The organism is Paraburkholderia sediminicola (assembly GCF_046026675.1).
In the GTDB taxonomy this organism is placed as follows: domain Bacteria; phylum Pseudomonadota; class Gammaproteobacteria; order Burkholderiales; family Burkholderiaceae; genus Paraburkholderia; species Paraburkholderia sediminicola_F.
Window position 1 is genome coordinate 13,935 of record NZ_JAQQEY010000003.1, and the last position, 18,656, is coordinate 32,590.

General features: G+C 59.7%; 14 protein-coding genes. 1 reads left to right on the plus strand and 13 read right to left on the minus strand.

Annotated features, from left to right (window positions below; all coding sequences use genetic code 11):
• Positions 1-15: 15 nt before the first annotated feature.
• The 13 genes from PQQ86_RS38250 to PQQ86_RS38310 all read right to left on the minus strand — a co-directional run bounded on the left by PQQ86_RS38250 (position 16) and on the right by PQQ86_RS38310 (position 16,401).
• On the minus strand, positions 16-2,214 hold the full coding sequence (locus PQQ86_RS38250; protein ID WP_408279477.1) for an ATPase, T2SS/T4P/T4SS family: 2,199 nt from the start codon (positions 2,212-2,214) through the stop codon (positions 16-18).
• Between the two features lies 1 nt (position 2,215).
• Positions 2,216-2,788, minus strand: coding sequence for a hypothetical protein (locus PQQ86_RS38255; protein WP_408279478.1), 573 nt, complete (start codon positions 2,786-2,788; stop codon positions 2,216-2,218).
• A complete protein-coding gene (locus PQQ86_RS38260) occupies positions 2,775-4,067 on the minus strand; it encodes a type IV pilus inner membrane component PilO (RefSeq protein WP_408279479.1) in 1,293 nt (430 codons plus the stop codon). The genes PQQ86_RS38255 and PQQ86_RS38260 overlap by 14 nt, the downstream gene beginning before the upstream one ends.
• Before the next feature lie 8 nt (positions 4,068-4,075).
• Positions 4,076-5,704, minus strand: a complete 1,629-nt coding sequence (locus PQQ86_RS38265; RefSeq protein ID WP_408279480.1) for a secretin N-terminal domain-containing protein — start codon at positions 5,702-5,704, stop codon at positions 4,076-4,078.
• A gap of 4 nt (positions 5,705-5,708) precedes the next feature.
• Entirely contained in the window at positions 5,709-6,266 is a 558-nt protein-coding gene (locus tag PQQ86_RS38270) for a toxin co-regulated pilus biosynthesis Q family protein (protein WP_408279481.1), read from the minus strand.
• A 12-nt stretch (positions 6,267-6,278) separates the two neighbouring features.
• Positions 6,279-6,704, minus strand: coding sequence for a lytic transglycosylase domain-containing protein (locus PQQ86_RS38275; RefSeq protein ID WP_408279482.1), 426 nt, complete (start codon positions 6,702-6,704; stop codon positions 6,279-6,281).
• Positions 6,701-7,960 (minus strand): TrbG/VirB9 family P-type conjugative transfer protein, encoded by a 1,260-nt coding sequence (locus PQQ86_RS38280; protein ID WP_408279483.1) that lies wholly within the window; start codon positions 7,958-7,960, stop codon positions 6,701-6,703. Before PQQ86_RS38280 ends, PQQ86_RS38275 begins: the two co-directional genes overlap by 4 nt.
• Positions 7,957-8,763: a transglycosylase SLT domain-containing protein gene (locus PQQ86_RS38285; RefSeq protein WP_408279484.1), complete on the minus strand. Its 807-nt coding sequence runs from the start codon at positions 8,761-8,763 to the stop codon at positions 7,957-7,959. Before PQQ86_RS38285 ends, PQQ86_RS38280 begins: the two co-directional genes overlap by 4 nt.
• On the minus strand, positions 8,756-10,045 hold the full coding sequence (locus PQQ86_RS38290) for a TraB/TrbI/VirB10 family type IV secretion system protein (RefSeq protein ID WP_408279485.1): 1,290 nt from the start codon (positions 10,043-10,045) through the stop codon (positions 8,756-8,758). Before PQQ86_RS38290 ends, PQQ86_RS38285 begins: the two co-directional genes overlap by 8 nt.
• Before the next feature lie 11 nt (positions 10,046-10,056).
• On the minus strand, positions 10,057-10,935 hold the full coding sequence (locus PQQ86_RS38295; protein WP_408279486.1) for a TrbG/VirB9 family P-type conjugative transfer protein: 879 nt from the start codon (positions 10,933-10,935) through the stop codon (positions 10,057-10,059).
• Positions 10,932-11,633 carry a VirB8 family type IV secretion system protein gene (locus PQQ86_RS38300; RefSeq protein WP_408279487.1) on the minus strand — a complete coding sequence of 234 codons (702 nt, stop codon included), beginning with the start codon at positions 11,631-11,633 and terminating at the stop codon, positions 10,932-10,934. Before PQQ86_RS38300 ends, PQQ86_RS38295 begins: the two co-directional genes overlap by 4 nt.
• 1,347 nt (positions 11,634-12,980) lie before the next feature.
• A complete protein-coding gene (locus tag PQQ86_RS38305) occupies positions 12,981-14,207 on the minus strand; it encodes a replication initiation protein (protein ID WP_408279488.1) in 1,227 nt (408 codons plus the stop codon).
• Positions 14,208-15,711: 1,504 nt separating this feature from the next.
• Positions 15,712-16,401: a ParA family protein gene (locus tag PQQ86_RS38310; protein ID WP_408279489.1), complete on the minus strand. Its 690-nt coding sequence runs from the start codon at positions 16,399-16,401 to the stop codon at positions 15,712-15,714.
• Between the two features lie 1,317 nt (positions 16,402-17,718).
• Here PQQ86_RS38310 and PQQ86_RS38315 point away from each other — a divergent pair.
• Positions 17,719-18,642: a hypothetical protein gene (locus tag PQQ86_RS38315; protein WP_408279490.1), complete on the plus strand. Its 924-nt coding sequence runs from the start codon at positions 17,719-17,721 to the stop codon at positions 18,640-18,642.
• Positions 18,643-18,656: the final 14 nt, after the last annotated feature.

Sequence of the window (18,656 nt, forward strand, 5' to 3'; positions counted from 1 at the left end):
AGACAAGCGACTTCATCACGACGGCATCCTCCCGTCGCGATCGGCGAGAATCCGGTAGTCCTCGAACGGGCGCATCGCATCGTTGATAAAGCGCGGGTCGATGATCCCGATCGATGCCTTGTACAGCGCGTGCTCATAGATCGTTTTTCCCGTCATGTCGGCGTCGCCAAAGCCGGTTACACGCGTGGCGCGCCAGACCTTTTCCGCGCCGCGCCAGTCGCGCACGGCAATGTGCTCAAGGAATTCCGGGCTTGGGCGGAACAGCTCCATAGCGAGCGTCTGCCCCTTCGTGCCGCCGGCGACCTTGCCTGCGCGGGTGAAAAGCCCCTTCAGGCGACAGTGCTCGCAACCCGCTTCATCGCGGCAGGCCATCGCCGACGTATCGAGGCCAAACCTGGTCTCCAGCAACCGGAGATCCGACTCGCTCATCACGTCGCGCGCCGGGACCTTGCAGTGCGGACACAGCAGTGGAATCAACTTCTGGTTACCCACCGCATTGACGTATTTCTCGGACGACACTTCGTCCATCGGCAGTTGAAGCCGCCCTCCCCCAAGGCGCATGAACACACCAATCGCGCTATCCGCATGGAGGGTCGTGCGTACCGGGTGGCCTGTAAGGGCAAGTTCTGTCACCAGCGACGCCATTACGGCGTCGCGAATTTCGTTAACGGTCAGGTCATCCGGATCCATGCGCATGAGCGTGCGGATCACTTCAGCGGCCTTGCGGCTCGCATCAGCGTCGGACTCGTCCGGACGGCGCGGAATGGAAATTTCCGACAACCACGGGTTCGGATACTCCGCTGGCTCGCTGACCGCGAACTGCTTGCGCAGATCGCGCGAAACCATCATGTACGACAGCGCGCGCAGCAGCGTCGACTTGGCCGACCCCGTTTCACCACTGAGGATCGTGACGCCGCCGCTTACATTGCCGAGCGCCTGCACGATGCGCAGCTGGCTCGTTTCAAGCCCCATCTGCTCTGGCATCAGCACCTTGTAGTGCCTGAAATTGCCGTCCAGCAGACGCAGGCCAACGTCGAATCCCCCGACCAGCGGCGAGCTCTGCCAACGCAGATTGACCACGTCGGTCTGCACAACGAGCGGAATCATCGCGGACTGCGGCGCGCTCGGCTGGAACGTCTCCGCTGAATTGGTATTGCGCTGCACGAGATCCTGGTAGGAGGCTGACAGCGCACGACGCACCAGGGCCTTGGGCATGTGACGATAGGTATACAGGTCGCCGTGCACGCGAAAGCGGATTTCGACTTCGTCCTTGAAGTCGCGGTACTCGATATGGGCATCGCTCGCGCCATATCCGTGGGCCGCTTCAATCACATCGCGGAATGTGCCGATTGCTCGCGATGCCTCCGGAATCACGGCGGCGGACCGGTTTTTGTCGGTGCCGTATATCGCGGCGATAACGTCTTCGGTGGCGACCATTTCTTCCCGTACGGCGATGTCCGCGCGTGCGAGATCTTTCAGATAGGTCGAATACAGCGCCATTTCGCGAAACGCCCGGGTCGCGACAACAATGGCAACGCCAGCCTGCAGATCCACGGCCACGAACTCACGGCGAGCGGCATCAGTGATACGAAGGGCAGCGTCCGGACCGCGTTCGCACAGGATGCGCTTGAACGTGAGCGATTCAGATGAGACGAGTTGCGGAAGGCCAACGGGGATAACGTCGAGGTCGTGCGCCGCGAGTTCCGCCACCAGTTCTTCCGGGACAGTGGCCCGATGGCCAGCAGTCGCGTCAGCGCGGGCGCCTTCGACAGACCTCGTCGGTCCGGCGTGGTACGTCGCGTCGACATGAACGGGTTCAGCCGGGGCGACTGCTGAGGCTGCACCAGTAGCAGCCTCAACGTGCTGATCGACGTCCTGCCGGTCGTTAGCGAACCGACTCTCGTACGATTCAGCGCGCACCGATGCAGATGCGGCTTCAGGTGCGGCCGCATCACGCGCCTCGACGTCCGTGATGTCTCCGTCACGCAGGCGCATACCCAGAGTCACATGCTGCGGTTGCACCGGTTTGACTGGCTTGCTCGTCGTTTTGAAGCGTGGCTCTTCACCCTGGACTGGCGCGTGCCCGCCCGCGATCGGCATGCTGTCGACCGATGACGCGCTGGACTCGCTAAAGCTGCTACGCCAACCCTTCAGGCGGCCAAGGATGCCGCGGCTTTCCGGCTCGGCGTTTTCGTAGTTCGAAAAGAGCGACATGTCATTGCCCCGGTCTTGGCATAGATACTGGTGTAAACGCCGCGCTGGGCGGCAACGGGCCGCTGAGGTCACTGAGTGCTCTCAGCGCGGGGGAAGATGAGGATTCTGGACTGGCACTGCTCCCTGCAATCGGCTCGGTCCACGGCTTCCCTTTGCCTTCGCTGACGGTGACGAGGTAGCCATCAACCTTCGTGACCTTCCAGCCGTTGAGCAGATCCGACCCGACGAGGGCCGGGTAGATCGCGTTGCGGAATTCGTAGAGGACGTGCATGCCGCTCCCGTCGCGGTACGCGCCAAGAAAACAGACGCGCTCGGCGTGTCGGGCGGGCTCCGCCCGGACCGCGGGCACGACAACCGGTTTTGCAGCCGCTCCGACGGGGCCCGGTACCGGCAACGAGAGATTCGATACGCCCGCTCCCTGCGCAGACCCGTCACCCTCGCCCTTGAGATTGCGCACGACCTTGTCGCGCGACAGCTGATCGATATCGTCCAGCGTCAGATGGGGCGTCTCAGCGTGTGCGGTGACGATGCCAAGTGCGCAGGCGAGGCCGACAAGATGTCTAGTCCTGAACATAATATTTACCCTTCGCAGTGAAATGGATGCCGACTTCGCCTTTGGTGCGCAACTCGACGGTGAGGCTCTCGAGCGACATGCTCGGCGGGAGCCTGGAGAGCAGAACCGCCTGCCAGCGATACCCATCGATCTGCCATGTACCCTCGCGGATCATGTGAGGGATACCGCCGGCACCTGGCGTGCCGGGCGATGCTGCAACGAGCGGGTGAGCCGGCTGAAGCCTGACCTCGTACCCGTGGCTGTCGAGATCGAAGGGTTTGACCGACAACTTCTGTGCCGGGGTCTGCAGCATGTCGATGAGTGCCTGCTCCGACGGCCACAGCTTCGCCGCATCGATCCGGACTGCCGCGACTTTTGGCACTGCTGCTCCCCGAGTGCTGAGATGCTTGCCATCCGCATCGAAAGCGATAGGGCGCATAGATGCGGGGGCCGCCGCATCGAAACCGGCGAAGGTGCCACCCACACGTGTGTAGGTATTCGCACAGTATCCAGTCGCAGGGCACAGCACTCGTTCGACAAGCCAGCCCTCCACAACACTCTCGTTCCCTCCGACCTGAGACAACAAGAGCGGCGCAAGCCGGGACGCGAGCGGCGCCTGAAGTAAAAACGTCTGTGCGACCGCCTTCGCATACTTCTCCTGCAGGGTCTCCTGGTGCGGCGGAGGCGGCGGCGGGGAGAACGCGTCGAGCATCTCCATCATGATGAGCACCACGGCCACGACGATGACCGTGACAGGCACGAGCGTGGGAACGGCAAGCGGCATCTTCCTGACGCGGCCGGTCTTTTTATCGGCCAGCAACGCCAGGGCCGTGAAGCTTTCGTCAACGTCACCGATGTTGGCGCCAGTCCCGAGCGTGACGAGCGGCAGGTTCTGCTTCAGGCATTCCTGCTCGACGGCGACGCGTCGGTCGATTACGTCAGCGGGCGTGAGCACTTCATCGGTACGTACCGCACCGCGCACGACAAATATCGCGTGCACGCGCTGCGCATCATCCTGCAGGAGCACGAGGGCAGCGGGCAACGCCTTGATGCGCGCGTGCTGCGCAATGCGCGCGGCACCCGAGAACAGCTTCGAACCCGGATAGTCGGCCGATTCCGGCGCCGCAAAGCCGCCGATCATTTCGTTGCCGACCTTGTACTCGACGTAGTGCGTCGCGCCGAAATCGTCAGCATATCGACGGCGCTCGGCCCGGGCTCCCTTGACGGGATACGCGCGCCAGTCAAGGCCGAAGATCAGCCTCGCTTTACTGTTCCCGGGTAACGACTCTGTAATGTGCATGCCGGCGCTCACATCGATGGCACAACGGTGGCCGTAAGCATGACCACCTGGAACGTGCGCGCCTTGCTCCAGTTGCCGGTGAGGCCCGCGATGCCCGTATTCGTCGAGCTATCCGCCTGATCGGTCATCGCGCCGTACAGCACAATCGTCTGGCCGTCGGCGAGCGCAACGATCTGGTCATCCTTCTGGCCCACCGTGTGCGCCAGCTGGATCTGCTGCTGTGTCTGGCCGGAACCGACAGTTGCCGACGTGAACTGGCCGTTAAGCTTCGAGCTGTCGCTCCAGTAGGCGAGCACAATCTGGTTGTGGTCATTGACCGATGGCAGGACGTTCACGAAGTCCCCCGTTGTCACCGTGCCAGGTGTCAGGCCCGGAACGCCACCCGAAGTCGCGGTGAGCGAGCCAGCAGAAGGCGACGTAGATCGCAGGTAGTCGTCACTCTGGAACGACGCGATCGAAACGGGCAGCCCGTTGAGCGTCATCTTCGTGACCGTGTTGTCCTGCACGGTGCGGCCATACTGGTTCAGCGCATTCACGACAGCGTTCGTGCCCGAGAACGGCGCGTCGGGACGCAACACCGACACGCCAACCGAGCCACCACCCGAGGCCAGAGACGTCGGCGAAACGAAGCTGACCGCATATTTCGCGAGGCCGCCCTGGATGCTGGTGAACACGACATCCGCGTTCATCCCGGCCTGGCTGCCCCTGTTAAGCGCGATCTGCAGCGTGCGCACCCGGATCGCAACCTGACGCGTCGAGATCGCGTTTTCATGCTTGAGAATGTCCCCCATTCGATCGGCCGCTTCCTTCGTGTCGTAGACCATTACGAGACGACTCTGCGGATTGACGACCACGCGGCCCATCGGCGAGCGGACGCGATTCAACTCATCCGCGATGATCTGCATCTGGTCGAAGTCGCCCGTCCGCCCGGTCGAAGTCGTAGCGGAAAACGAACCGGTGTTGCCGCCCGAGCCACCGGAACTCCCGCCGGACTGGTTCCCGGTTGACGTATCCATTCCCTTCGACATGTCTGACTTGATCGACACCTTGCCGGGGATCGCCGCGATCTGGTACATCCGGGTAACAAACCGCGAGATGTTGATAGACGACCCATCGAACGACCAGTCAAGCCCAAGGTCATCCGAGACGCCGCGCAGATACTGACCCACGCGACCGTTGTACGGCTGCGCATAGACTGGTTCTTCCGAGGTCTTCGCACCGGGCCCGGCGAGACCGCCAGTCGTTGCCGACTTGCCATCACCCGACGCTTCGCGAGGAATCAGGGAGTCGCGAGGAACAAACACATCAGGGCTCAGGTGAACCGGGTATCCGGTGGCGCTGGAAACCAGCGTCGCGATTTTCCGGATCGAAAGATTTGCCGGGAACGTCACAACCTTGTCGCGAAACACGGCGGGCAGACTCGCCTCGTAGGCGACGGGAACAAGGCGGTCGCCGAGGAAGGCAGTCGGCACGTCTTCAACCAGCGGCATCGATTGCGGGCCATCGCCCACCGCCCCGGTCATGGTGCGGTTCGCGGCGTCATAGGCGCTATTCACATCGGACTGGCTTACGGCACAGCCCGCGATCGTCAGGGTTGCGGCGACGGCCACAGCGAGCCGCATCGGAAGATGACACATGGTGTTAGTCCTTGCAGTTGGCCGCGCGGGCGACGACGCGGATGACCTTGTTGGTATGGCGGCACACGCGGGTCGGCGTGCGCATGTGGTTGGTCGCCTGCATGACCTGGGTCAGGACCGAGGTGAAGTCCCCGGTGAAAGTCGCATTGAACTCAAGCGGCAGGTCGTCGTCGATCTTCCAGGCCAGTTGCCACCCCTGCGTTTGCAGCCAGCGGTCAAGCGCATTGCGCAGGTTGACGTCCTGAGGTGTGATGGCCAGCGCCAGGTCCCCTGAGGGAGCGGACGGTACCCCCGGCAATACCACGGGCGCGACCGCGAGCGACTGCGTCGGAGCACCGCTCAGCGGGGGGCTCTGCAACGCCGTCATCGACGACACCGGGACATGTGATGCCGAAGTCGGCACGGCTGTCGCGCCTGAGAGGATCTGCCAGTCGTCGGCACCCTTTTGCTGGCCGGTCTCGTTCGCGGCGGAGCACCAGGTCGCGAAGCCCGCGAGCGCGAGTGCCGCGAGGACCTTCGCGACAACGCCCACGCGACGGTATGTTGGAATCGTCAGGTTCATGTCCATGGTTCTTCAGTGCTCTGCCCGCTGCAGGCGTCGGTAGATTGCGTTGGCGTAGACAAGCTGCTTGCTGGTCGAGCGCGCGTTATAAGCGCCGACCGCTTTCCAGGTAGGTCCAAACTCTTTGATGTTCGAGGCGAGAATCCACGTGCCGACGTAAGCGTTCACGCAGGCATCGAAAAGATGTTCGCGCCGGATACCGTAGCGCGCGAGCTTTGGCAGCCACGAGGAATTGATCTGCATGAGGCCGATGTCCTCGGAGCCATCACCGTTCACGTTCACCGCGTTCGCACGCATGCCCGATTCGTGTTGCGCGATCGCGCGCACGAGTTGCGTGCTGATGTGACGGTATGCAGCCGCGTCGTCCAGGCAGTCGGCGTGGCACGGAATAGCGGTTGCGGCGCCCGCGAGCAGCACGACAGGCATCAGGCGCGTCATGAGCGCTCTCCCGTTGCCGCCAGCGCATTGCTGGTCGTCGCGTGCTCTACATACTTCACGTCATGCCGACGCGTCACATTGACGGTGTTGCCATCGGCCGTGACGATGAACTGTTCGGACGTGCCCTTGAACTGGTAGTACCGCCCTTTCTGCGCGCCGGAACCGAGGTGATGCACGTCCGCGACCGTCACCTGGACGACAGAGTCTGCGAACTTGAAGTACGTCTCGCCGTCCTTGTCGAACACTGCTTCGAGGTGCGCCGGACTCGTTGCGTCAAAGTCATAGACAGTGGCCGCAGTGCGTTCCACTTCGACACCTGACGCCCCGTCCGATACGACGAAGCGCGATGCCCGCTCGATCGTCATGACGTTGGTCGCGTCTTCCCACTTCGGACGCAGCGACTGACCGTCCATGCTGCGGAACGTCAACTCCTTCGGAGGCTTCGCTGCAAAGCGGATCTGCGTATGGGTGTCGTCTCCATCGCGAATCGCCTGTGCGCCAAAGTTCTGTGCGAGCAACGACGGCTGAGGCGCAACAGCCGCGATCTTCAGAACCGCCGTTGAGGCGGTGTTCTGCTCGCCCGCCGCATAGTTCAGCGCGGCTGACTTCGGCGCATCACGGTGCAGACGCACATGCCGCCCACCGAAATCGACGTCGGCGTACAGCCCTGACTGCGCCATCAACTGGTCAAGCGCCTGCAACCAGTTCTCGCCCGTGCGTGTTGCGAAGCCCGCCTGGTCGTTGAGATCCACATCCTTCTGTGCAGACCCGGTCCATCCCTGCGGCACGAGTGCCTTGACCAGATTGGCGACAGGCATCGTAGCCTTCAGGCCGCGAACGGGTTCGAGTGCTCCGTGCGAACCGATTAGGATGAGGCGATTGGTGAAACCATCGAATGTCGCGGGCTGATCGTCGCGCAGTGATGCAAGCGCGCCGCGGCCGCCGACGAACGAGTTTGCTTTCGTCCAGTGTGCGGTCGCGGCGCGACCCGCAACCGTATAGGTGATCGTCTCCGGCGTGCCATCCACGACGACATACGGGCCTTCTGGATGACCGCCGACGGCAGTGATAACCTGTCCTGCGCGCGGCTGGATATAGGTCTTCGATCCATCGTTGAAGATGAGGGCCGGCCGCTCGGCGATACCGCCCGCGATCTCGTAGTCAAAATCGAACGGGTCCGTGTTCGCTGCCTGCGACGCCATCGAACCTAAGGCAGCGATACAGGCAAGAGCAATTCGGGAGACTGTGCGCTTCATAGGCCTGCTTGAATCTGGTTGAGGTGCCGCGCGAAACGCGCGAGGTACGCCTGTCCCGGTGCCGGGTTGGCGCTGTGGTACGAGGCAATCGCTTTTGCCACCGAATGAGTCTTGCTGTAGTTCTCGTTGAGAATGGCTTCGGCGACACGGATATTCGTCGACGGCCGAAGCGCGTCCCACGGCGAAGCAAAGCGCTGTGCGTGGTACCGCCAGTTAATCTGCATCAGCCCCACATCGAAGTCGCTTCGGCCTGCGCGGATCAGCGACTGGATCGCGCGAAACGCATCCGTGCGTGTCCTGAAGAACAAGCCCTGCCCCGCAACGTTCAGTGTCCACGGCCAGGCGCGACCGTTCAGGCCCGACTCGTTGAGCGCGATGCCGGCGAGGACCTTGGGATCGACGCTCGTATGCATCAGCTCGAACGGCGCTGCGGCACTCGCACATGCCCAGCCTCCGCGGCCTTCAGTAATCGCCGCCTGCGCTTCATCGTCGAGGACTGCGGGCTGCAACCACCCTTTGCTCACAAGCAGTCGCTCAAGCGACACGTCGTGCGCATCGACAGAGACGGTGATCCCGGCATCGGGACTACTGCCGATCGGTTGGCCCACAAGCGGCGTTGCCCATGTCGTGAACGCCTTCAGCCCGCAATAAAACACCGGCTTGCCGTCGAACGTCGCAACGTTGCGCGTGCCGGCGCTCGCGAGCACAAAGCTCGTCGGACTGATGACGTCTTCAATGGTCGCGGCCTGAGCGCTACAAACGGACGCAGCGAGCGACAGGGTGAGGAGCACTCGCTTAATCACCGCGATACGGCTCCATGTAGATGTCGCGATTCACCTTGATCATGAAGCGACGCTCGCCCGGCCCGCTCGAGATGGTCGGCGGGATGTTCTTGTAACGGTCCAGCACCGACTGGGCCGTCTGTGCTGCGACCTGTCCACCCGTGCTGCCGACCTGGGTGACGCCGAGCGGGCCGGTCGTGGTCGACTCGTCACCGCCGCTGAACTTGCGCAGGAGAATCGCGGTGAGAAACGATGTGCCGAATATCTTCAGGAAATGGTTGTTGACGTCCCCCGAGAATCCCGCAGCGCCGTCGGCATCTGCGCCCTCACCACCAAAAAGCGGGACGTGTTTTCCGTTCGGCAGACGCAGCTCAGTCGCGGCAACGAGGATGGTTTCCTGTCCCGGCTTGATATCCGAGCTGTAGGGCGCGGTAATCATCGCGCCCTTGGGAATCATCAGGCAGTCGCCACGGATGCTGTCGTACACGTCCTTCTCGACCATGAGCGAAGCCGTTCCGGGACGATCGGAATTCAACCCTTCAGCCGACAGCACCGGAATGTGGTGCGGCGGCGACAGCACACAGCCACGCGCCTGACCAACGAAGCCGGCGCGCGCGAAGTCCTGCCCGTTGCTCGACTGGGCAGCGACGTTTTTGATAAAGGCGGTGTCCTGGTCCTGTGTATTCAGTCCGCTCGCGCGTCCCGGCTGCTGGCCAAGACCAGCAGTTGCCATTGCGGCTGCAGCCTGCGCATTGGCGGACCCCATTGCCGCCTGCTGCGCTGCGGCCTGCTGGGCGGCGATCTGTTGCGGCGTCAGGACGCCTGCCAGTTGACCGATTTGCTGCGGTTGCTGGTCCTTGACCTTCAGACCCGCCCGGAAAATCGGCGAGGCATAGACGGAATCGGTATCCGCCTGCGTCTTCAATTCGCGCACCCGCTGGTCGGATGCAAAGTTGTCCGCAGTAAGACCTGGCGTCGCGGACGGCGTCGACGTCGCGTTCGGTGCCGCCGCAGCCCGCGCTTCTGAGGCGGCCATGCGGCGCGCTGCCGACTGCTGATCCTCGATGATCTTGTCAACGTCCTGCGTGCTGTTGGATTTGTCGACGACCTCGGCGGCCCTGGCCTTTTTCTGCAGCTGCGCTTCTTCTTCGATCTTTGCGCTTTCCTTGACCTGGTAGTAGAAGCCGAGCGCTGCAATAACTACGGCCGCCACGACACCCGCGCTGATGAGCGCGTTACGCGGTGATTTGCCTTTGACGATCGCGGCCTGATCGCTGGTCGGTTGATTGTTTTGCTGGGCCATGAAGCGTGCGCTCAGAAACCGAACAGGCCAGGTCGATCGCGTTTGATGGTGACCTTGTCGTCTGCAGCGCGCAGAACGATCTCGCTGGCCATCTCCTGCACCACGATGTATTGCCCACGGCGGATGAAGTTCGGCGTGACGATGTCGCCGTGGTCCTTGACGATCGGCACGGCGAACGGTGCATCGACTGGCAACCGTAGCCACACCGATTTGCCGTCATCGAAGACCGTCTCCGGACGGAACGGTGCGGAGCCCGACACGGTGTAATCAAAATTGAGCTTGTCCGGCGATACGCCGATCGGCCCCGAGTTAGTTGGTGACGCGCCCTCGCCCGTATCGCCGCCCGCACCCGTGCGATCTTCACGCGCGCGGACCTTGGCCATCAGCGCACCGGGGTAGTTAAATCGCACGGTCTGGTAGAACAGGCCACCTATCGGCGACGAGACGAGCGTCATGTCGTACTCGCGCTGGTTGGTCGTCAGGTGCAGCGTGTTGACGAGGCCCGGCTTGATCGGCTTGATGAAGATGTGGTTCGCACCATCGGTATCGACCACCCACTGGATTGAGTCGCCGAGCGCGGGCTCCGTCGCCAGCGCCTCGCCACGCGCGAGCTCGATGGTCGTGGTTTTGAGCGGTGCCGTCATGACCCGGTAGATCTGGTCACGGCTGTACGGGAATACGGCCATACGGGCGTCGCCTGGCATCGTGATCGGATCAGTGCCGGCGTTGTACGGATTGACCGGACTCATCGGATCGCTGATCGCGCTCGCCAGATCGAACGAAGCGGCCGACACGGGCGCGCCCTTCTTCGCGGCAACTGCGGGCTGACAGGCGGCGACGCACGCGATGGCGGCCACCCACAGGGCGAACGTGCGGGAGTCGATCATCATTGGGTCTTCTGGATGGAGAACAGCGGGTAGAAGAGGCCGAACGGGTTCGCGCCGAGTGCGTCTTCGGAGGCCGGGGGAACAATCTGGTACCGGAACGTCAGCGCGTATTTCTGCACCACCGGCTTGTCTGTAGGCGACTGCGTGGTGCTCGTCGAGAACTCCACAACGGCAGTCGAATCCTCGAGCAGGGCAACGTTGGTCACCTTCGGCTCACGGACCAGTTTTGGATTAAGCGTGATCGCCTGAAACGGCGCGTCGCCCTTGACCCAGTCGCCAAACTGGTTGCGCGCGTTCCCAACCATCATGCCCTTGACGCCATTGATATTCCGGGCCATGCGCGACTTCTGGATGTCATCGGTCAGCACTGGCTCAATCGTGAACCAGCGCTCTACGGTTTCGCGCAAAGCAGTACGGATCGCCTGGTCATCGGGCTTGTAGGCAGTCAATTGGGTCACGACGGGATGCCCATTTGCGTCAGATGACACGCCATATGACTTGACCTCTGAGGGGGGAGGATTACGCGTGTACACCGCCCCGCCCGCGATAAATGCCAGGATGAAGCAGAATGTTTTCCAGTGGTTCGCCTCGACGCGCAGACGAGCGCCGTTATCGAAGATGATCTTTTCGGGATCGTCTTCGGAATAGCCGCCAGGGGCGACGGCAAGGGCAATCTGCTTTTTGCTTCTGAAAAGACGCATGACGGTTGATCCAATTGGGCCGACTCAATTGAATCAGCCCGCATGGGAAGCCAGTCATGCAAAAGGACCGTGATTTTTGGGGGCTTTTCGGTCACTAGCTTTTTGCTGGCTTTTGACTCGGCAACCCCGACAACCGGTTGACGGGCTCACGGCGGAATGCTGCGTTAAATCGGTAGCTTTTAGGGCAAATCAACGTCCGATTCACGCTACTATCCGCGCCAAGTGGTTTCATAGTTTCACATTTTCGCAATCGAAACCATGAAAACGTTCTCTTTATAATCAGTTAGTTACCTAAGAATTAGCAGATTTAGACCGTCAACCGGTTGACGGTCTTATTGCAATCAATGAGACAATCCTCTAGGTAGATGGCGCACAACACTATCTTTGTTACCAATAACATTCATAGTTGCGCGTGCCACTTACTTGACAACGGCGCGCCAGACAGACAATGCAAATGTCGGCCTAGAGGGGCCGTGTTATGAAAGAGCAGGAGGTGAACGATGAGCGTTGTAGAAAGGAACTCGGTGCAACTACGCAAACACGCACTCGAGCATCAGATTCAATTGCGAGGTCAGAAGGCGTCTGCCCTCACATATGGTCGTTTCTATCAGCGCTTGCTTGAATCGCGCGTGTGGTCAACGCAGTTGGAGTTGTCGGCCGGACTGTCCGTTTCGAAGGGTCACGTGTCGAAGGCTATCAAAGCTGCGCGTCTACCGATCGAGGTCGTTCGTACGTTCGGATCGGAGCGACGTGTATCGTTTCGAGTAGTCGAAGCCCTCGACGAGTTGACCGCGGTTATGGGTGCTGAAAGATTGGTCAAGCATGCGGAGCAACTCGGTGAGCGATCGGACCTGCCTGTCGCACAGATTTTAGATTCCTTAGTCCGCGGAGAACGACCAGACTTCGTACCGAGATCAATCAGAATGTCTGTCGGTCGAGGGGGACGGTACATTCGGATCGAGTCGCCTGACATCGCAGAGATGATTTTTCGCTTGCACGAGATCGAGACTGCTTTAAAACTCGCCGTACGAATGGCCGGGCTCTAAGACCGCGAAAGGTGACCGTGGACGCTTTTATATCGGCTCTAATCGACGCGCGCAAAGACGGTGGCACGCCGCCAGTACGATCGATAGCAGACGAGCGGTCTGTACACATTGGTCTCGAATCGCCGGAAATTCGGCGGCTGTTCCCACACATCGCCCGGCTCGAAAGGTTTGTCAGCACCGCCGTCCGGGTTGTGCTGGGGACGGACTAGGTTGGACGGTCTCGGTCAGGGCAAACCATTGCCCTAGTCTGCATCGAAGCAAACGCGCCTCACCAGCCGATCGCCGACTGGGCACTTCGTCGTCACGCCTTCGCGTTCACCCGGCCTGAAATCGTAGCGCGCAACCAGCCCGTGAATGCCGTGCGCTCGACTGCGTCTTTGAACGTCGCGGTTTCTTTCTGATAGGTCTTGCCCTTCCCCCCATCAGCGAGGTATGCCTCCGCCAATTCCCGCCGCTCGTCCTGGGAAAGCGCTTTGATGGCGGCCGTCGTCTGCTTGGCTCGTGCATCCGCTGCGTCTTCGCGCGCCCTCTCCTTCTCGCGCTCGGCTGATGCCTCTTTCTTCTTCTGCGCTTGCTCGCCATTAACCTGGGCCATGTCAATGTCGCTGCCCTTCTCGAATACAGTCCGCGCGTAACCGCCCGCGCTGCCCTTGATCTGCTTCTTTCGAGCACGTTCCTCGACGTAGATCGCGGTTTTCAGAGCCCGCTCGGGCTCCTGCTGAATCCAACTTATCGCCAGTCGGTCGCCTATGCCTAACGCAGTCAGGCGCGTAAATGCATCGGACTCTCGAATTATCCTCTGGTCTTCATCTTCAGTGCCGTCGTACACGGACCGCTGTGCATTGTCCTCAACAAGAAAACGAATCTGTACTACCCGCCGAGCTTCGCGTTTGTATTCTGGAGTAACAATGATATTTGAAACCTGATTGATCTCCTGCACAGCCTTTTTTATGACTTCGCTCGAAAAGTGCTTGAACTCGTCATACATGCTTGCGTCTGCACCTAAGAGCCGACGCCAGGTATCCACCGAAATCCACCCCGTTGAACCGGTACGCTTAAAGCGCAAACAGTTCTCGTAAAGCGCGAGGGCATAGCCGCCGCTGAACTGTCGCTGGACGTTGATGTTGATGAGCGTATAGATGTCGGGGTTCGCTAACTTTTGGGCCAACCAATCGCTGTACTCATACGAGCAGACGCCGTTCTTGATGCCCGCATAGCCGATCAACGGAGAAGCATCCCAGTCTGACTTGCCACCTTCGTGCAGAAGGTCGAAGGAGATGGGGGTTGACATTACCTTGAGAAGTGCCCGCTTCAGCGCATCGGTGTTCTTGCTGTCGAACCCAAGCATCGTACATAAGATGCCGACCGGTAGCTTGTGCGTCTTCTTCGTCAGGAGTTCGTCGAAAGCGTTGAGCAACAAGACGTTAACAATCTTGCGCTCGAGGAGCGAGAGTTCGCCGCTCACGTGCACAGTTGCAACGTGTTTTCGCAGTTCGCTTGCAGGGAGAACGGGTTTGATATTCGGCATTCAGTCTCCGAGATTGGAGACGATTGTAGAAGCTAAAAGTCATATTTTCAACCCGAGCAGCATGACTTTAGCTAGGCGCGCCCCATAGACCATGACCTTTCCGGTCACTACAGGACGATCTTGACTTGAACGACCCTGGAAGGCCTCCCCACAAACCATGACTTTTGCACGACTGCGCTGAGATACCGCGACGAAAGATCCTCTCTTTCTTCCACGGGTAATCCAAAAGCTCCCCATAAACCATGACCTTACGCAAGCCGCTTTTCCAAACCCGCCCCACAAACCCTGACCTTTCCCCGCTTGGCGTCGAGAAAGCGCCCCATAAACCATGACCTTTCGTCGTAAGCGCTTGGAGCACTCGCCCCATAGACCCTGACCTTTCGCTGCAAAAGCCACTTCCCGACGAAGCGGTAGTTCAATGCTCCCGCAGCCCCACAAACCCTGACCTTTCCTCTGCATCCTGCTTGCTGGGGCGCTTTTGCGGCTAGATACGGCACGGAAACGGTCGACCACACGGATGAAAGGCGCAATTTAGCTGGCGTTATGGGTATGCAAGTACTCACTTCCAATGGTAGTTGAACGGAAAAGTCAGGGTGTGTGGGGAGATCCTAACGCTCTGCCAGCCGTACCGGCTGTACGTTCCCCACAGACCCTGACTTTTCGCCCCATAAACTACGACTTTGTATCGCTGACGGGGTCCGGCTCAGATTATAAATCTCATATAAATCAGTCCGTTGCGGCGCATTTTTAGTTCTTTAGATCAGGTTCCCCCATGGACCCTGACCTTACCCCACAGACCCTGACTTCTGGGCCCGCTCGCGCCCCATAAACCCTGACCGATCGCCCCATAAACCCTGACCGTGCTTGGCTGTAGCCCTTACGCAGCACGGGTTTCTGACAGCTAAAGGTTTTAAAGATGTTGTTTCTCTAAACACAACAACAACCCTGTTGTTGTTCTCCCAATAGAAGTTACGTCGTGCACCCGTCTGGCGGCTAATGCCCGCGACGTATTACGAAGCAATCGCGGTCGCATCGCGGCCGTCGAAACCAGGCGATCCGGATCTGATCAAGTGAACTGAGGTTCGATGCGCGCTCGCGCGGGGGCTGCGAGGAACGAACGGCGGCGCCGACTGGGCAATCGCCGTTTAAGCTGGTAGCTATTGGCTAACTGATAGCTACCAGTTAGGTTCGTTCGTTCTGCTCTAGCGCCTCTAACGCTCGAGCCAATACCTCACCCAGTGGCACGCCAAGATCATCTGCAACTTGATAAAGCTTGGCGATCGTCTCTGCAGTCGCCTTGATGTTGATCTGCTGGTTCCGACCTGTCACGTACCGACGGGGTTGCTTCCCACGAGGAACTGGTGCAACCGGTTGGCGACTTGGAAAGTTGTTGTCCGCGGCGATTCTGTCAATAACATCTGGCCGGAGAGCTTTACTCTGACGCTCCCCCGAAGTCTTTGGAGCGAAATCGGCAAGATCGTCAAGGGGGTTTACTCGGGTCATGTTATGCCGCCTCCGTAGCTGAGGCCGCCTTGTTCTGCCGCAGCGTCGAAACTACCTCTGTAGCGAAGGCCTCTGCATTTCCGATTGCCTTGTCAAGATTGGAAACTTCACGGGGATCCAGGTGCGCGAGTGGCTCCCCGAAGGAGAACATCGCTTTGAAAGCTTCCCGCTCGTTGAGTTCGGTTGCAAAGACCGTGATTCCGGCGTCAGCGAAAGCTGTATTGATGTGAGCCATGGTCCGCGTTCGAATGATCGGACTTGTACGGGTGAGTAAGACGCCGTAGGGCACTGGCCGCCGAGACATCTTCTCTTGTTGCTTAATCACTCGCAGCGCACGAGATGCTTGTTTCGCATCCAGTTGCGATCCTTGGGTAGGTACGATGACGAGATCGGCCTGGCTCACGGCGAGCAGAACGATCTTCGCCGCAGTGCCTTCGAGATCGACGATCACGAACGGAGTCTGGGCGGCAGCCTCTTCGATGATCTCGATCATGTTTTCTTCGTCCGCATCGGACACAACTCGCAGTCTCTTCGGCGTATTCTCACCGCTCGCCCATGTATGGATCGGGTGATTCGGGTCGGCGTCTACAACCGTCACATCGGCGCTTCGGGCAAGTTGTTCTGCGAGTACGAGCGCGGAAGTTGTTTTCCCCGCCCCACCCTTCGGGCTCACAAAAACGATTGTTGGCATGCAAGTCTCCGTCGTGAGCGAGACAGAGAAACTATCTCGCGATATGTTGAGGGTAGCTATCGGATACCAGGAAGCTATCAGCTACGCGAGGATACCGGATAGCTACATAGTAGCCAAGACATTGCAGCCATTTGTTGCGACTTTACCTCAGGTAGCTATCTGGGCGCTACTCAATAGCTACTAGATAGCTATCGACAAAGCTAGCCTGCTAGTTGATTTCGTCCGTCGGACCGCTTGGAACGGCACGGGGTGGTACGGAAATTTGACTCGAACTGGTAGCTACTGGATAGCTACCGAATCGCCATTTGGAGCTATCCGCCGCTTAGGGCACGGGGATCGGTTGGTGCCATGTTAATGGCTGCCGGATAGCTATCTGGTAGCTAACAAGAAAGCTATCTAGTTGCAACCCGCAGCCGCGCAGGGCGAGGTCGCGTGACGCACAATCGCAACCTATACGAGTAGCTACTGGATAGCTACTAGAGCGCTATTCAGTAGCTATCTATTCATGACAGCGCGGAGGTCTCTGGATCGGCCACGTGAGGAAACTGAGGGGGCGTCCGCCATTGGGCTTCGCAGCTATCAGAAAGCTAGCGCCGTAGCTACCAGATAGCTACTTGCAAACGAGATTGATCCCCAACGGCTGATGTTCGCAGGCTCCCAAAACGGCGACATGGTAGCTATCAGATAGCTCGGGAGTAACAACGAGAAACGCCGAGCTTACTTTCTGCCTGTAGAAGAGGGCACGGCGGCGGAATTTAGATGGTAGCTATCAATTTGGTATCCAGTAGCTACTCGATGCCATGCTGAGAGCGTCTGCATTGATTCAGGACGCTAAACAATCGGAGAGGTCGACGCGGTCAGGTCGGCTCGTAAGCGTACGGGTGTGCACCTGCCCGACCGTGCTGCTAGGCAATCACAATGCAATGCGGCGGTCAGAATTTTTCCTATCTCGCCGAGCAACCGAATGGTACCGATCAGGTAGCTGGTAGCTATCTGATGGTGTGTGCTGTCCTGAAAGTTAGTGAGCCTTTTCTCGCGCCGAAGCAACCGAACTTCGGTGCCGATTTCCTTTAACATTGCGCGCTTGTCGTTGTACGAAGTCTCCAAGATCCGATTCAGCTTGCCGTTGCGCGGGCGGCTTCCCGCGATGCAAGTCGGACCTTATATACTGAATTTGAGCATTCTCTACCGATGCCGCGCTCCGCGCGGCAGTTGCTTCTAGGCAGGGGCGTAGCACGGGAAGTTGCGAACCCAAACGCAGGCGGGCGCACTCAGAGCGATGTCAGATCGCGAAACCAAGAAAGAGCGTCACAACATATGAAGAACGAAATCAAACGCCCGACCAGTATCGACGTCAACAAGCTTGCGCACGACGACCGATCACCGGTCACCCTGAAGCGAGTGGTCGTATCACCGAGGGCATCAATAGCTGCTCTTAAAGCGCTTATCGATCTTTCGGCGGAGGTTGCCGGAAAAATCGAAAGCAAACCCCGTTCGGAATCATCATCGCCGCCCCCCGGTCCGAGACATTTCGAAAAAACCGTTGAATGGGCATTCGTTCAGACTTGTCTGCCAGAGTGGGATTTTGCCGCGCCTCTAGCCGGCACGGCGGAGGAGTGGGGCGATGCGATGGCGAAGGCCGCGGACCAATGGCTGCTGATCGAGTTTAAGGCGACGGAGCACGACATTGGTCCAGGCGAGAAGAAAAAATACCCGAGCACAAGCCCTGAACGAACGAAGTACCTGAAAGAAAACGGAGTGAGCGACGGCACCATCCGGCAGGCGAAGCTGAAATTTGACGAGTTGATGGGACGTGAAAAGGCGCCTCATGTCCTCGTCTTTGGAAAATTAAAAGCGGATGGCTCGCTGCTGAGCCTGGAAGGCCGAAAGTATTGGAGTTGGGCGAACGACGCGCCGGACGACAAAGCCGGTCCCGACCAACCGCACCCGGCCGCCTTGGCGCTGAATAAATCGATGTGCAGAAAGATCGGCGTCGATTACCTGGCCTTCAAGGCGTACGCGGGGGAAGTCGTAGTGGCCAAGGCTGGCAAGGGGCTCGGAAGAGGGCGCGGGTTTAACGACAGCGTGGTCGGGTTGAAAGGGGGCGTACCCGTGGTGTCCATGCCGGTCGACGAGTTTCTCGTGGGTGCGGGACTCGTGTCGGTCTCGACGCTGACCGCTCAGGCCGCCGCGTCACAGCCGCCGAACCTCTCCGCTGACGGACCGACGCACGCTATCTGACAGCGAACGTCGCG

Excerpts from the sequence above, each read along its gene's own strand:
- PQQ86_RS38250 (WP_408279477.1), bottom strand. The coding sequence starts at position 2,214 with ATGTCGCTCTTTTCGAACTACGAAAACGCCGAGCCGGAAAGCCGCGGC.
- PQQ86_RS38255 (WP_408279478.1), bottom strand. The coding sequence starts at position 2,788 with ATGTTCAGGACTAGACATCTTGTCGGCCTCGCCTGCGCACTTGGCATC.
- PQQ86_RS38260 (WP_408279479.1), bottom strand. The coding sequence starts at position 4,067 with ATGCACATTACAGAGTCGTTACCCGGGAACAGTAAAGCGAGGCTGATC.
- PQQ86_RS38265 (WP_408279480.1), bottom strand. The coding sequence starts at position 5,704 with ATGTGTCATCTTCCGATGCGGCTCGCTGTGGCCGTCGCCGCAACCCTG.
- PQQ86_RS38270 (WP_408279481.1), bottom strand. The coding sequence starts at position 6,266 with ATGAACCTGACGATTCCAACATACCGTCGCGTGGGCGTTGTCGCGAAG.
- PQQ86_RS38275 (WP_408279482.1), bottom strand. The coding sequence starts at position 6,704 with ATGACGCGCCTGATGCCTGTCGTGCTGCTCGCGGGCGCCGCAACCGCT.
- PQQ86_RS38280 (WP_408279483.1), bottom strand. The coding sequence starts at position 7,960 with ATGAAGCGCACAGTCTCCCGAATTGCTCTTGCCTGTATCGCTGCCTTA.
- PQQ86_RS38290 (WP_408279485.1), bottom strand. The coding sequence starts at position 10,045 with ATGGCCCAGCAAAACAATCAACCGACCAGCGATCAGGCCGCGATCGTC.
- PQQ86_RS38295 (WP_408279486.1), bottom strand. The coding sequence starts at position 10,935 with ATGATGATCGACTCCCGCACGTTCGCCCTGTGGGTGGCCGCCATCGCG.
- PQQ86_RS38300 (WP_408279487.1), bottom strand. The coding sequence starts at position 11,633 with ATGCGTCTTTTCAGAAGCAAAAAGCAGATTGCCCTTGCCGTCGCCCCT.
- PQQ86_RS38305 (WP_408279488.1), bottom strand. The coding sequence starts at position 14,207 with ATGCCGAATATCAAACCCGTTCTCCCTGCAAGCGAACTGCGAAAACAC.
- PQQ86_RS38310 (WP_408279489.1), bottom strand. The coding sequence starts at position 16,401 with ATGCCAACAATCGTTTTTGTGAGCCCGAAGGGTGGGGCGGGGAAAACA.
- PQQ86_RS38315 (WP_408279490.1), top strand. The coding sequence starts at position 17,719 with ATGAAGAACGAAATCAAACGCCCGACCAGTATCGACGTCAACAAGCTT.